The 13792-nt window shown below is 72.8% G+C and carries 9 protein-coding genes; 4 read left to right on the forward strand and 5 right to left on the reverse strand.

Going from position 1 to position 13792, the window contains the following annotated elements:
• Positions 1-17: 17 nt before the first annotated feature.
• A complete protein-coding gene (locus tag OG299_RS27505; RefSeq protein WP_327362933.1) occupies positions 18-2117 on the reverse strand; it encodes a PIG-L family deacetylase in 2100 nt (699 codons plus the stop codon).
• 225 nt (positions 2118-2342) lie between these two features.
• Positions 2343-4382, reverse strand: a complete 2040-nt coding sequence (locus OG299_RS27510) for a PIG-L family deacetylase (protein WP_327362934.1) — start codon at positions 4380-4382, stop codon at positions 2343-2345.
• 706 nt (positions 4383-5088) lie between these two features.
• Here OG299_RS27510 and OG299_RS27515 point away from each other — a divergent pair.
• On the forward strand, positions 5089-8085 hold the full coding sequence (locus tag OG299_RS27515) for a bifunctional [glutamine synthetase] adenylyltransferase/[glutamine synthetase]-adenylyl-L-tyrosine phosphorylase (protein WP_327362935.1): 2997 nt from the start codon (positions 5089-5091) through the stop codon (positions 8083-8085).
• A gap of 122 nt (positions 8086-8207) precedes the next feature.
• Here the strand turns inward: OG299_RS27515 and OG299_RS27520 are convergent, their stop codons facing one another.
• Together OG299_RS27520 and OG299_RS27525 are read right to left on the reverse strand one after the other, a co-directional pair.
• Complete coding sequence (locus tag OG299_RS27520) at positions 8208-9437, reverse strand: esterase/lipase family protein (protein WP_327362936.1); 1230 nt, start codon at positions 9435-9437, stop codon at positions 8208-8210.
• A gap of 174 nt (positions 9438-9611) precedes the next feature.
• Entirely contained in the window at positions 9612-10412 is an 801-nt protein-coding gene (locus OG299_RS27525) for a helix-turn-helix domain-containing protein (RefSeq protein ID WP_327362937.1), read from the reverse strand.
• Between the two features lie 407 nt (positions 10413-10819).
• On the opposite strand from OG299_RS27525, the gene OG299_RS27530 reads away from it, so the two are divergent.
• From OG299_RS27530 to OG299_RS27540, 3 genes are read left to right on the forward strand one after another with little or no spacing between them, the layout of a single operon-like run.
• Positions 10820-11668 (forward strand): helix-turn-helix domain-containing protein, encoded by an 849-nt coding sequence (locus tag OG299_RS27530; protein WP_327362938.1) that lies wholly within the window; start codon positions 10820-10822, stop codon positions 11666-11668.
• On the forward strand, positions 11665-11922 hold the full coding sequence (locus tag OG299_RS27535; protein WP_266629815.1) for a DUF397 domain-containing protein: 258 nt from the start codon (positions 11665-11667) through the stop codon (positions 11920-11922). Before OG299_RS27530 ends, OG299_RS27535 begins: the two co-directional genes overlap by 4 nt.
• Positions 11919-13073, forward strand: coding sequence for a hypothetical protein (locus tag OG299_RS27540; RefSeq protein ID WP_327362939.1), 1155 nt, complete (start codon positions 11919-11921; stop codon positions 13071-13073). The genes OG299_RS27535 and OG299_RS27540 overlap by 4 nt, the downstream gene beginning before the upstream one ends.
• Before the next feature lie 12 nt (positions 13074-13085).
• Here the strand turns inward: OG299_RS27540 and OG299_RS27545 are convergent, their stop codons facing one another.
• On the reverse strand, positions 13086-13691 hold the full coding sequence (locus OG299_RS27545; protein WP_327362940.1) for a TetR/AcrR family transcriptional regulator: 606 nt from the start codon (positions 13689-13691) through the stop codon (positions 13086-13088).
• Between the last annotated feature and the right edge of the window lie 101 nt (positions 13692-13792).

Genomic DNA, 13792 nt, shown 5'->3' on the forward strand with positions numbered 1-13792 from the left:
TGTCGGCGCGGGTGGGGTTACGCCGGGGGGACCGCCCGGTGCCAGGTGGTGCGGGCGGGGTGGGCGGGGTCCGGGGTGGCGGGCGGGGTCGTGGTGATGTGGAGTTCGGCGTCCAGGCCCAGGACCGCCGTCGTCGTCGCGCCCGCCGGTTCGAGGATGCCGGCCGGGGCGCCGGCGAAGAGCATCTTCGATTCCGTCCACGCGGGCGGGCCGCCGAGGCCCGTCGTGCTGACCGTGCCCGTGTCCGCGCGGCCCGACAGGAGGCGGCCCGCGACGCCGACCGCGCCGTAGCCCGCCCGGCCGCCGGCCTCCGCGACGCTGGAGACCTGCGGCTTGCCGGCGCCCGCCGTGACCAGGGCCGTACGGACGACCCCCGAGTCGGGGCGGCGGAAGTAGAGCCGGATGCCCGCGCCCTCCGGGGCCGCCGAGAGCGGGACCGTGGTCGCCGGCAGGCCCGTCGGGAACGGTCCCTCGAGCGGGGCCCCCGGGGCGGGCTGGGTCCAGGCCAGGACCGACTTGGTGGTGCTCGCGTACACCTGGCGCCGCCCGGCGGCGTCGACCGCCGTCACCGGGTCGCTCTGCAGGTCCTCGCCGCCCAGGTGCTGCCAGGGGCCGAAGGCGCCGCCCGGCTGCTGTTCGCGGGCGCGCAGCGTGCGGCGGGAGTCGCGGACGTAGACGGTCAGCCGGCCGTCCGGGGCCACGGCCGCCGAGGGCGCGCTGATGGCGGAGGTGCCCTCCTCGTCGGCCCCCTCGGGGGTGCCGAGCGACTGCCACGCCCCGAACGGGCCGTCCGGCGCGGACTGGACGGCGTACACGATCTCGCGCCGGTAGTCCGCGGGCGCCGGGCCGAAGCTCGTACGGGTGGCGAGGACCGCGATGCGGCCGTCGGGGAGGCGGGCGGTGCTCGCGCCCGGGTCGATGCCGGTGCCGGGGAGCAGGACCGGGCCGGTCCACCCGGCCGGGCCGTCCTGCCGGGTCCAGAGGGCCATCCGGCCGTCCAGGGCGGCGAAGGCGTAGAGCCGGCCGGGGGTGCCCGCCACCAGCCAGGAAGTGGTGTCGGCGCGGGCGTAGCGCAGCGACTGGGCCCAGTTGCGGCCGGTGGGGCTGCTCGCGACCTTGCGGTCGCCGCAACCGGAGGGGCTGCCGCAGTAGTTCTGGTGGTCGAGCCAGGCGTACGTCTTGAGGTAGCCGACCTTCGTCTCGGCCGTCTGCGGGTCCAGCGCGTGCGGGAGGGTGCCGTTGTGGTAGCCGAGGTAGTTCTGCACCGAGAACCGCGGGCGGTCGCCGACCTGCGCGGCGTAGGCGGACGTGGCGGCCTGCACGAAGCGGGCGCCGTACATGTGGTCCTGGTGGTCGGTGTACTTGCCGGTGTCGGCGTACCGGCCGGGCGTCGGGTCCTGCATGCGTATCGTCGTCGGCTTGTAGACCCCGAGCAGCCCGGATATCGCCTGTATCACCTGGTCCTTGGTGTACGTGTACGACTGCTTGACCGGGCTTCCGGAGGACAGCTGGGCGCCGAGCGCGGATATCTTGCCGTTCCACAGGCCGCGCAGGCTGTCCGGGTTCTCCGCGGTGGGGTTGCGGGCCTCGCGCAGCTGCAGCCAGACCAGGTTGACCTGCGGCCGGGCGATCAGCACGTCGAGCTCGGCCTGGCCGCCGCCCGCGGTGGGTATGACGGTCCGCTTCCAGGCGCTGGTGCGGTCGCCGGTGGCCATCTGGGCGTACGCGGAGCGGATGCCGTTCTGCCGGGCCTCGGCGTAGTGGGCGCGGTCGGCGGGCTGCTCGGGGTCCTTGGCGCCGGCCCCGTTGGCCTCGTTGCGGCCGTCGGCCTCGCCGGAGGTCAGGTAGACGGTGGTGAGTTGGAGTCCGGCCGTCAGCGACCGGCTGAGGTCCGGGTTCATGAAGAACAGGTCGTCGTCGGGGTGGGCGACGACCTGGACGACCGATCCGGCCGTGGTGCTCGCGGGGAGCGCGACGGCACGGGACCCGGTGCCCTGTTCCTGGGTGGCCTCGGCCGACGTCTGCTGGCCGGTGGCGACGGCGAGCACGCCGGTGGCACCGACGGTGAGTACGGGAAGGAGGGCAGCGAGGAGGAAACGGCGACGGGCAATCGGCATCGGTCACGCCTTGGGGTCGTTCCGGGCGGGAAGAACGGCAGTTCAGTCAGTTCAGTCAGTTCAGTCAGCTCAGTCAGTGAGAGGCCAAATCGGGGGACTTGGTTCACCGATCTGCTCGATGACTCCTGCTTTGCGCAAACGACCGGATGTGATTGTGGCGTGTGGGCTTTTGATGCGCGCATGTGCCCGGGATGTGGACGCACTTGGTCCGCCGGAGGGGGATGCTCAGCGGCCCGTGTTCCGCGGCCCCACCGGCAGCCACGGCGCCAGGTGCGCGTTCGCGTCGTCCGCCGAGGAGGTCACGTACAGCCGCGCGTCGAGCCCCACCACCGCCAGGCTGACCGTGTTCCGGCCGGTCGTCGTGGACGACGGCGCCCCGACGAACATCAGCGGCGACCGCTCCCACGGCCGCCCCGACCCGAGGTCCGAGCCCAGCTGACCGCCCGCCGCACGGCCGGCCAGCACGTGCCCGCTCGCCGCCACCGAACCGAAGCCCTGGAGTCCGCCGAGGTCGGTGAGGTGGTTCACCTTCAGCCCGCCGTCGCCCGTCACCAGGGCGGTACGGACGTTGCCCGAGCCCGGCTTGCGGAACCACAGCCGCACCCCGCCCTCGCGCCCCTCCGCGGTGAGCGGCAGCGTCGTGTCCGGCAGCCCCGTGGGCGTGGCCGGTCCCAGCGGCGCGCCCGGCTTCGACTGCGCCCAGCCCAGCACCGACTTCGTGGTGGCCGCGAACACCATGCGCCGCCCGGCGCCGTCCGCGGCGGTGACCGGTGTGCCGTGCAGGTCGGCGCCGCCGAACTGCGCCCACGGGCCCCAGGTGCCGTTCGCGAGCTGCACCCGCCCGCGCAGGGTGGACGCGCCGTCGCGGACGTACGCCGCCAACTGGCCGGTGCCGTCGACCGAGACGGCGGGGGCGCTGATGTCGGAGGTCCAGTTCTCGTCGGCGCTCTCGGGCGTGCCCAGCGACTGCCAGTCCCCGAACTCCTCCGCGCCCGGGCCCTTCTGGACGACGTACCCGACCTCGCGCCGGTAGTCCGCCGGCCGCGCGCCGAAGGAGGTACGGGTGCCGAAGGCGGCGATCCGCCCGTCCGGCAGGGTGACGGTGGAGATGCCCGGGTCCATGCCGGTGCCGGGCAGCAGGCGCGGCCCGCTCCAGGCGCCGATCGGGCCGGACCGGTGCCAGAGCGCGACCTGGCCGTCGAGCACCTTGAAGGCCCACAGGCCGTGCTCCTTGTCCGAGGTCAGCCAGGAAGTGCCGGTGCCGCGGGCGTAGTTGACGGTCGAGGTCCATCCGTTGCCCGCGGGGTGGTCGGCCACCTTGAGGTCGCCGCAGCCGGCATCGCTGCCGCAGTGGTTCTGCCGGTCCAGCCAGGCGTAGGTGTCCAGGATGTCCAGCTTCGCCTTGGCCTCGTCCGGGTCCAGGGCACTGGGCAGGGAGCCGTTGGAGTAGCCGAGGTAGTTCTGCACCGCGAAGTGCGGGCGGTCCTTGACGTCGACGCCCTTCGCGTACGCGGCCAGGGCGGCCTGGACGAAGCGGGCCCCGTAGAAGTGGTCCTGGTGGTCGGTGTACCGCTTGTCGGGGAACCGGCCGGGGGTGGGGTCCTGGGCGCGGACGGTGGTCGGCTTGTACTGCTCCAGGACGCCGGCGATGGTCTGGACGACCTGCTCCTTCGAGTACGAGAACCGCTGCTTGACGGGGGTGCCGGAGGCGAGCTGGGCGCCGAGCGCGGATATCTTGCCGTCCCACAGGCCGTGGAGGCTGTCGGGGGCGCTGTCGTAGACGGTGCCGGCCTCGCGCAGCTGCAGCCAGACGAGGTTGACCTCGGGCTTGGCGACGAGGACGTCGACCTCGGCGTGGCCGCCGCCCTTGGTGGGGACGGCGGTGCGCTTCCAGGCGCTGCTGCGGTCGCCGGTGGCCATCTTGGCGTAGGCGGCGCGGATGCCGTTCTGGCGGGCCTCGGCGTAGGCGGGCTTGTTGGGCGGGGTGGAGGCCTGCTTGCCTTCGGTGGCGTTGATGCCGTCCGCCTCGCCGGCGGTGAGGTAGACCGTGGTGACGGGATGGCCGGCGGCTATGGAGTACCGCAGGTCCGGGTTCATGAAGTACAGGTCGTCGTCGGGGTGGGCGACGATCTGCAGCACGCGGCCGGGGTCGGGCGCGTCGGCGGCGGCCGCGGGGGCGGCTTTCCTGTCGGCGATGCCGTCGCGCGCCTCGCTGGCGCGCAGCACGAAGACGCCGCAGGCGGCGATGGCGGCACAGAGCCCCACCCCCTTGACGAACCGCGCTCCACCGCGCCGCCCGCGGCCTCCCGGGGACCCGGCCCTGCCGGCGCGGCGGGAACCCCGCCCGTCGCTCGAGCCGGCGGCGACTGCTTCGGCGGGTTCGGCAGGTTCGGCGGTACGGGAGCGCCGGGCGGCTCGGCGGTGGCCGGGAGCGGGTGGCCGGTCGGTGTCGGAACGGCGCGAGGCGGGTCCGGCGGGTCGGCCGCCGGACGGGGCGGACGGTGCGTCAGATCCGGCTGCGCCGGGCGGGAACCCCGACGGGTCCCGGCCAGTCCCGCCCGCGTGCGGCTGCGCCGGGCTCCACGCCGGTCCGGCCGACGGGTCCCAGGCCGGTCCGGCCGACGGGTCCCAAGCCTGTCCCGCCGACGGGTCCCAGGCCGGTCCGGCCTGCCCCGGGTGCGGCGCGGCTCCCGGGGTGTTGGGGAGCCAGGGGCCCGGGGCGGGAGGTCCGTCGGGCATGTGGGTCCTTGAGGGCGGTCGGGCGGTCGGGCGGTTGCGCGGTTGCGCGGGGAGCGGGCCCGAAGGAGGGGCACGTAAGCGGAATAGGACGTTCCGCATAAATATTCAGATAATCCGATAATCCGCCCCATGATACGTGTCCACCCACGCCGGTGAGTCGAACGCCTGCTCCGGATAGGCTCCTTCCAGGCACGCTTGGGCAGTGGCGGCGACGTACGCGGGAGGCGGCGGGATGACAGTCCCGGGACGCAGGAGCAGTACCTTCATGCAGCTGCTGCGCAGCGGCTTCACCGACCCCTCGGCCGCGGCGCGGCTGCTCGACTCCGACGCGCTGGCCTCCGTACGCACCGATCCGGTGCTCCTCGACGCCCTCGGGGCGACCGCCGATCCGGATCTCGCCCTCCTCGGGCTCGTCCGGCTCGCCGAGGCGCAGAGCGGCGACGAACGGCCCGTACTCCTCGACACCCTCGTCAGCGCCAAGCCGCTGCGCGACCGCCTCCTCGGTGTGCTCGGCGCGTCCGAGGCGCTCGCCGACCACCTCGCCCGCCACCCCCGCGACTGGCACGCGCTGGTGACGTACGAGGCCGCCGATCTGCACCCCGGGCTCGCCGAGTTCGAGCAGGGGCTCGCCCAGGCCCACGACCCCATCGCCCTGCGCGTCGCCTACCGACGCTGCCTGCTCTCCATCGCCGCCCGCGACGTCTGCGGCACCATCGACGTCGCCCAGACCGCCGCCGAGCTCGCCGACCTCGCCACCGCAACCCTCCGCGCCGCCCTGCGGATCGCGTCCGCCGCCGCCCCCGACGACGCCGCCGCCTGCCGGCTCGCCGTCATCGCCATGGGCAAGTGCGGCGGCAACGAGCTGAACTACGTGTCCGACGTCGACGTCATCTTCGTCGGGGACGCTCCCAACGGAGGCGGCGGCGCCGACGAGGCCAAGGCCGTCCAGGCCGCCACCCGCCTCGCCTCCCACCTCATGCGCATCTGCTCCGAGACCACCATCGAAGGCACCATCTGGCCCGTCGACGCCAACCTGCGCCCCGAGGGCCGCAACGGCCCCCTCGTCCGCACCCTCGCCTCCCACCTCGCCTACTACCAGCGCTGGGCCAAGACCTGGGAGTTCCAGGCCCTGCTCAAGGCCCGCGCCGTGGCCGGCGACCCGGACCTCGGCGCCCAGTACATCGACGCCATAACGCCCCTCGTCTGGCAGGCCGCCGAACGCGAGAACTTCGTCGCCGACGTCCAGAAGATGCGCCGCCGCGTCGTCGACAACATCCCCGCCTCCCAGGTCGACCGCGAGCTCAAGCTCGGCCCCGGCGGCCTGCGCGACGTCGAGTTCGCCGTCCAGCTGCTCCAGCTCGTCCACGGCCGCAGCGACGCCGGCCTGCACTCCGGCAGCACCCTCGACGCCCTGCACGCCCTCGCCGCCGGCGGCTACGTCGGCCGGACCGACGCCGCCCAGCTGAACGACGCGTACCGGTTCCTGCGCGCCATGGAACACCGCATCCAGCTCTACCGGCTGCGCCGCACCCACCTCGTCCCCGAGGACGAGGCCGACCTGCGCCGCCTCGGCCGCTCCCTCGGCCTGCGCACCGAACCCGTCGCCGAGCTCAACAAGGCCTGGCGCCGCCACGCCTCCGTGGTCCGGCGCCTGCACGAGAAGCTCTTCTACCGGCCGCTGCTCGACGCCGTCGCCCAGCTCTCCCCCGGCGAGACCCGGCTCTCCCCGCGCGCCGCCGGCCAGCGCCTCGAAGCCCTCGGCTACGCCGACCCGGCCTCGGCCCTGCGCCACCTCGAAGCCCTCTCCTCCGGCGTCACCCGCAAGGCCGCCATCCAGCGCACCCTGCTGCCCGTCATGCTCGGCTGGTTCGCCGACTCCGCCGATCCGGACGCCGGCCTGCTGAACTTCCGCAAGGTCTCCGACGCCCTCGGCAAGACCCCCTGGTACCTGCGCCTGCTCCGCGACGAGGGCGCCGCCGCCGAGAACCTGGCCCGCGTCCTGTCCGCCGGCCGGCTCGCCCCCGATCTGCTGATGCGCGCCCCCGAGGCCGTCGCCCTGCTCGGCGACCCCGAAGGGCTGCAGCCCCGTACGCACGAGGCCCTGGCGCAGGAGGTGCTCGCCGCCGTCGGCCGCGCCGGCAGCGCCGAGGCCGGCGTCGCCGCAGCCCGCGGGGTCCGCCGCCGCGAGCTGTTCCGCACCGCCGCCGCCGACATCATCGGCTCGTACGGTACGGAGGACAGCCCGGCCGAGGAGGACCCCGGCGCCCTCGTCGACCGGGTCGGCAACGCCGTCTCCGACCTCACCGCCGCCACCATCGCCGGAGCCCTGCGCGCCGCCGTCAGCCACCACTGGGGCGAGACCCTGCCCACCCGCTTCGCGATCATCGGCGTCGGCCGCTTCGGCGGTCACGAACTCGGCTACGGATCCGACGCCGACGTCCTGTTCGTCCACGAACCCCGCGAGGGCGTCGACGAACAGGAGGCCGCGAAGGCCGCCCAGACCGTCATCGCCGAAATGCGCAGGCTGCTCCAACTCCCCACCGCCGACCCGCCGCTGCTCATCGACGCCGACCTGCGTCCCGAGGGCCGCTCCGGGCCGCTCGTACGCACCCTGTCCTCGTACGCCGCGTACTACCGGCGCTGGTCCCTGACCTGGGAGAGCCAGGCCCTGCTGCGCGCCCAATCCGTCGCGGGCGACGCCGAACTAGGCGCCCGCTTCATCGAGCTCATCGACCCGCTGCGCTACCCGGCGGAGGGCCTCGGCGAGGACGCCGTACGGGAGATCCGCCGCCTGAAGGCCCGCATGGAAACCGAGCGGCTGCCACGCGGCGCCGACCCGACCCTGCACACGAAGCTCGGCCGCGGCGGCCTCAGCGACGTCGAGTGGACCGTCCAGCTGATCCAGATGCAGCACGCCTGGTCGGAGCCCGGCCTGCGCACCACCCGTACCCGCGAGGCCCTGGCCGCCGCCCACGCGGCCGGGCTGATCCCGGCCGAGGAGGCGCAGATCCTGGACGAGGCCTGGGTGCTCGCCACCCGGGTCCGCAACGCGGTGATGCTGGTCCGCGGCCGGGCCGGGGACACTTTTCCCTCGGAGGCCCGCGAACTGGCGGCCGTGGGCCGCTACCTCGGCTACGCGGAGGGCACAGTCGGCGAACTGCTCGACGACTACCGCCGCATCACGCGCAGGGCCCGCGCGGTCGTGGACGACCTCTTCTACGGGGCCTGAGCGGTCCGGGTCCCCGGCGGCGACCCGGCGCCGGCGCGCCGCGAGGCCGCCCGCCCGGCGCAGAGAGATCCGGGGCGGGCGGCTGGATCACCGGTTGGATCAGCGGTGATGGCGCTGCGTCACTACGGGAGCCGCTCGATGATCCACTCGCACAGCTCCCGGGTGATCGCGGTGTGCGGGGTGGTGGCCGAGGACCAGAAGAATTCGTCCAGCTCGCTTTCGTTCGGGTCGAGCGAGGCGACCTTCGCGTACAGGTCCTCCTGCTTGTCGATGTTGCGGATCGCCACCGCGCTGACGGTCGGGACGAAGCAGATGGCCTCGTGCCGCAGGTCGACCTTGCCGCCCTTCTTCACCAGCTCGTCCGCCACGATCTTGTAGGACGCGAGGGTGCCGCCCGGTGCGCCGTCCAGCTCGGGGAAGCCGCTGGTGGTGACCTTCTTCGAGGCGGGCGGGAGCAGCCGCTTCAGCTCGGCGACCGTGACGTTGTCGCCGGCGGCCTGGGTGTAGAAGGTCGTGCCGGGGAAGGCGATCAGGCCGGTGCTCTTCAGTGCCATGTCGCCGGGCGGGATGCTGAGGCCCATGCCGTCGCCGGTGCCGTTGGCCACCGCGATCTTGCGCGGGATCATCGGCCAGCCGCCCATCCGGTCCAGCTCCTCCAGCAGCTGGGTGCGCAGCGGGTCGATCCCGCTCTTGTCGGTCGCGGTGTCGTAGTGGCGCCAGAGCATCTGCCGGGCCGCCGGGCTGTTCATCTGCCGCGCGAAGTCGTTGTCCTGCGGGATGAAGTGCGCGAACGCCTGCAGGCCGATCGGGATCACGGCGCCGCGGTGCGGTGTGTCGTAGGAGAAGTACAGCTCGGTCTGGTGGTCCATCCGCTGCGTCTCCAGCTTGGCCAGCGCGTAGCGGGTGATCAGGCCGCCCATGCTGAAGCCGCCGACGGTCAGCCGGTCGTCACCGACGCGCTCCCCGAGGGTCTGCTGGATCGCCGCCATCACGGTCTCGGCGTTCTTCTGGATCGGCGCGGTGCGCTCGTCGAATCCGACCAGGATCACGGTGCGTCCCTGCTTGCGCAGGGCGGACAGGAACTTGTACTCCCCGCCGTCCAGGCCCTGGGCGAGCCACTGCAGATTGCTTCGGCCGAGGTTGAAGCCGTCGGCCATGATCACCGGCTTCTGGACGGAGTCGGTGCCCTCGCCGTAGTAGACCCAGGCGAAGCCGTTCGGCAGCTCCCATTCCGTGTCGCGCTGATGCACGGGGACCGTGATGGGCGGCGGCGAACTCAGGGGGGCCGCTGCGATCAGGCTTCCGCTGATCTGTTCCGCCTGGGCGTCCTTGCCGCTCGGGGTTCCGGACATGAGTGTCTCCTTGGATGCGCGCACGGCTCCGCAGTCCGGCCGGGCCGGACGCAGGGCGGTGCAGGGTGAGGGGCGATGACGACCCATCATCTGCACACGGAATGTAATATGTCGGTTACGCAGCGCAACATTCGCTCGTTAGAGGGTGCTTTCGACCTCTACGTTTGGATCGCGCTAAGCCGCGCCTGCCGACGGGGCGCAGCCCTGGCAGCGGCCGGGGGTGGGGGAGCGGAACGCGCGGTCGCAGTCGTCGCACGTGCGGAGGGGGCGCGCGGTGCGGTCCGGGGGTACGGGGCGCACCGCGCCGGGGTCCGGCAGCCGGGGCGGGACCAGCTCCCGCAGGCGGTGGGTGAGGAGCCCCGCAGGGGAGTGGATCGGCGTCATCGGCAGTGTGCGGGTCAGGACGGCGGCGACGGCGCTCGAGGTCAGCCCGCGCTCCAGCCAGACGGCCGCGGCGGGCGCCAGCCGCACCGTGTCCCGCTCGGACAGCACCAGCCGTGGATCGCGCAGCCGCAGCCGGGCCAGCAACTCGCGGGCTTGCAGCTCGGCTTCGGAGACGACCGCGTCCGGTTCAGGTTCCGGGTCGGGGTCGGGGTCGGGGTCGGGGTCGGGAGTCTGCGTCCGGGCCGGTGCGGGTGCCGTCGCGGGGGGCTGTCCGGGGCGCTCCGCCGCCTTCAGCCGCCTGGCGGGCGGGTTGTTGTACGACACCGTACGGGTGACGATCTGTCCCGAAGGGAGCCGCTCCCGGGTGCGGGAGAGGTAGCCGTGGGCTTCCAGTTCCCGCAGGGCCGAAGCGATGCGGGTCTCGCCCTCGGTGAACCGCTGCGCCAGGGCCTTGATCGACACATCGGCGCCGGTGGGCAGGGACTGGATGTACGTGGACAGGCCGATCGCCGTCAGGCTCAACTCGCTGTGCTGGGCGAGGTGGTTGCCGATCTTGACGTAGCGCTCGGGCTGCCGGTCTTTCTCGTGCATGACACCGGGCCTCGGAATGCGGTGCGGGGCGCGCGAGGGCGCGCTAAGCTGCTGTTCAGCCACGGGAAGTTCCTGCTTCCTCAGCGGCGAGGCCCTCGGGCGGGATTGCACTCCCGTACGGGGGCCGTTCGCGTTTATGGGGTTGTCGAGAGCCAGACTGCCCGGTGATTTGGCATATGCGCCAGCCGGGTTGGGGTGATTCACCCGTCCGAGTGAGAGGGGGAGGGGGGAGGTTGGGAGAGGTCATTTCCCCCGGTTGTTTTTCTTTAAGTGTCGGGCGGTTCCGGATATTGGCCCACCGGGTCGTGGAAACCTCGATCCGGCGAAAACGGATTTCCTGATTCACGCGACTCGGCGCGGCCACCCGTGCGTAGCCTGAACGGAGTTGAAGGCCAACGGAGGTGGCAGTGAGCGCAGAGGGTACCGACGAGTCGAGCTGGGCACTCGACCCGGAGGACGAATCCGGGGCGGTCGTAGCGGCGGTGGGACGCCAGTTGAAAATGTGGCGGGAGGCGGCCGGACTCGACCGATCCACTTTCGCTGAACGGATGGGTTACGGGGCGGACCTGACCCGCAAGATCGAGAGTGGCACCCGCATTCCGCGTCCGGAGTTCCTGGACAAGGCGGACGGGGTTCTCGGAGCGGGCGGAAAGATCGCCGCGATGAAGGTGGACGTCGAAAAGGCCCGCTACCCCAAGAAGGTCCGGGATCTGGCCAAGTTGGAATCCGAGGCGGTGGAGATCGGGTCCTACGACAACGGCGTGGTCCCGGGCTTGCTTCAGACCGAGGAGTACATCCGTGCCCTCTACGCGGTGAGGCGCCCTGCCTACTCGGAGGACCAGACCGAGCGTCTGGTCGCGGCGAGGGTGGCGCGCCAGGACATCCTCCGGCGACATCCGGCCCCGTTGCTGACCGTCGTGCAGGAGGAGGCTGTCCTCCGACGGTCCATCGGGGGCAAGATGGTGTTGCGCCGCCAACTGGAGCACCTGCTGGAGGTCGGCCAGTTGCGCAACGTGGAGATCCAGGTGATGCCCACTGCGGTGGAGGAGCACGCCGGTCTCGCGGGATCACTGAAGATCATGCGCCTCAAGGACGGAACGACAGTCGGGCACAACGAAGTTCAGCTGGTCAGCCGCTTGATCGCTGAACCCAAAGAGGTCCAGATCCTGGACATGCGCTATGGCATGATCCGAGCGCAGGCTCTGACGCCTCGCGAATCTCTGACGTTCATCGAGAAGGTACTGGGGGAGACATGAGCATCAAGCAGTCGGCCGAGGGCCTCTCCACACTGACGTGGGTCAAGAGCAGCTACAGCACCAATGACGGACCCGACTGCGTCGAAGTCGCCTGGACCAAGAGCAGCTACAGCGCCAGCGACAGCAACGACTGCGTCGAGGTCGCCCGGACCTCGGGGACCGTCCTCGTCCGGGACTCCAAGCGGCCCGACAACGGGCGGCTGGCCGTCACTCCGGGTGCCTGGGTCGGGTTCGTCACTCACGCCACCGCGTGACGAGACCGGGTTCGGCCGTCAAGGCCGTCATCCGCTACCGGCGGCCGGATCCGGAGTGCTGGGAGGTCGTCGTCAGGGCCGCATGCAATCCCCTGGGCAGCAGCTGGGACGCGGCCAAGACGGTGGCCCAGGCCGGCTCCGCCGTCTCCGGGCACGCCGACCGGTTGGCCAAGGCCCTCGCCACGCGGCTCGGGAACGTCGAGGAGCTCGCGCTCGCCCTTGCAGGGATGGGGGACCTCCGGGCGCTGCCCGCCCTCAGGCGCATCGCGGAGGACGACCGGCTCCCGTACAACCGGCCCTGGGCCCCGCCCATCGCCGCGCTGCCCGCCCAGGAGCTGCTCCCCGCGATCCTGCCCGGCCTGCGGAGAGAGTCGCTCCAGTACCGGGCGGGCTTCGTGCTCGAACTCCTCGCCGCCTGGGGTCCGGCCGCCGCGCCCGCCGTGCCCGAGGCGGTCCGGTGCCTGGAATCGCCGTACGCCTACGACGCCCTGCGCGTCCTCGGCCGGATCGGACCCCCGGCCGCCGTCGCCGCGAACCGGCTGGCCGCGTACGCCACTGGCCACGCCCCGCGGACGAGCCGCCTCCACCAGCGGCGGGCCGCCTGGGCGCACTGGAGGGTCACCGGGGACCCCACCCTCGCCCTCGACGTGTGCGGCGCGGCCGTGGGATCCGGGACCGTCGGCCACGGCCTGCCCTTCCTCGCCGATCTCGGCCCGCTGGCCGCCGAACACGCGGACACCGTGCGCGGCCTGATGGACTCGCCCGGCGCGTGGACCCGGGTCGCCGCGGCGCACGCGTACTGGCGGATCACCGGAGACCCGGAGCCCGTCGTACCGGTACTGCTGGCGGAGGTGGATCCGGACTGGACGGGCCAGCCCGCCCTGCCGACCCGGGAAGCCGTCCGCCGTCTCGGCGGGATCGGCGCCCCGGCCGCCGCGGCGGTACCCCTGCTGCGCCGGATCCTGGCGTCGGAGGAGCGTCTGAGCCACCCCTACGACCACGTGCGGGTCCTGGCCGACGAGGCCTATGTCCGCACCCTCACCGAGGCCCTGGCGCAGATGGGTGCGGGCATGGCCCGCCCCGTACCCGCCGCCCGGCGGGGACTGCTGCGGAGGTGGCTGGCGCCGAGCGCCGCAGCGCGTCCCCGCTGACCGGCCGACTCCTCAGCCCGCTTCGCCCAGCAGGGAGCGGGCGTACGTCAGGAACGCCGCCAGGCCCAGGTCGAAGGCGGCGTCCGCGCGGCCCGGGCCGACGGCCGTCAGGGCCTCCGAGAGCAACGGGGTGTCCGCCGACGGCTCCCACATGGCCTCGGGGGCGGCCAGGTCCAGGGCCGAGCCGAGGACCAGGTTCTCCAGCGCCGTCAACAGCGGCATCACCTGCGCGTGGGTGAAACCCGCCGCCAGCAGCATGCCGACCGCGCGTTCGTACTGCGCCAGCACCCGCGGGGCCCGCACCGGTGTGGTCATCAGCAGCGGGATGGCCCGCGGAGAGGCGGCGAAAGCGGCCCGGTACGAGCGCGCCCAGGCCTCCAGGGCGCGGTCCCACGGCTCCAGGTCCAGCGTTTCGCCGGCGATCCGGTCGCATACGAGCTCCCGCACGAGCTCCACCACCCCCGCCCGGCCGTCCACGTGGTGGTACACCGACCCGGTCTGCACGCCGAGCGCCCGGGCGATCTGGGGGACGCTGAACTCACCCTGCTCCGCGACCAGTTGCAGTGCGGTCGCGGCGATCCGCTCCCGGTCGAGGAGGGGGGTGCGCGGCCGTGCCATCGGTTTCTCCCGCCGTGAGGTCTTCCCGTACGCCAAAACCGGAGGCTACATTGCCGCGAACCTAAAGGCTTTAGGTTTTGGTCTCCCCGAAGGGTGCACTG

Source organism: Streptomyces sp. NBC_01296, from assembly GCF_035984415.1.
Classification (GTDB): Bacteria; Actinomycetota; Actinomycetes; order Streptomycetales; family Streptomycetaceae; genus Streptomyces.

Coding starts and splice junctions, on each gene's coding strand:
- OG299_RS27505 (WP_327362933.1), bottom strand. CDS start 2,117: ATGCCGATTGCCCGTCGCCGTTTCCTCCTCGCTGCCCTCCTTCCCGTA.
- OG299_RS27515 (WP_327362935.1), top strand. CDS start 5,089: ATGACAGTCCCGGGACGCAGGAGCAGTACCTTCATGCAGCTGCTGCGC.
- OG299_RS27520 (WP_327362936.1), bottom strand. CDS start 9,437: ATGTCCGGAACCCCGAGCGGCAAGGACGCCCAGGCGGAACAGATCAGC.
- OG299_RS27525 (WP_327362937.1), bottom strand. CDS start 10,412: ATGCACGAGAAAGACCGGCAGCCCGAGCGCTACGTCAAGATCGGCAAC.
- OG299_RS27535 (WP_266629815.1), top strand. CDS start 11,665: ATGAGCATCAAGCAGTCGGCCGAGGGCCTCTCCACACTGACGTGGGTC.
- OG299_RS27545 (WP_327362940.1), bottom strand. CDS start 13,691: ATGGCACGGCCGCGCACCCCCCTCCTCGACCGGGAGCGGATCGCCGCG.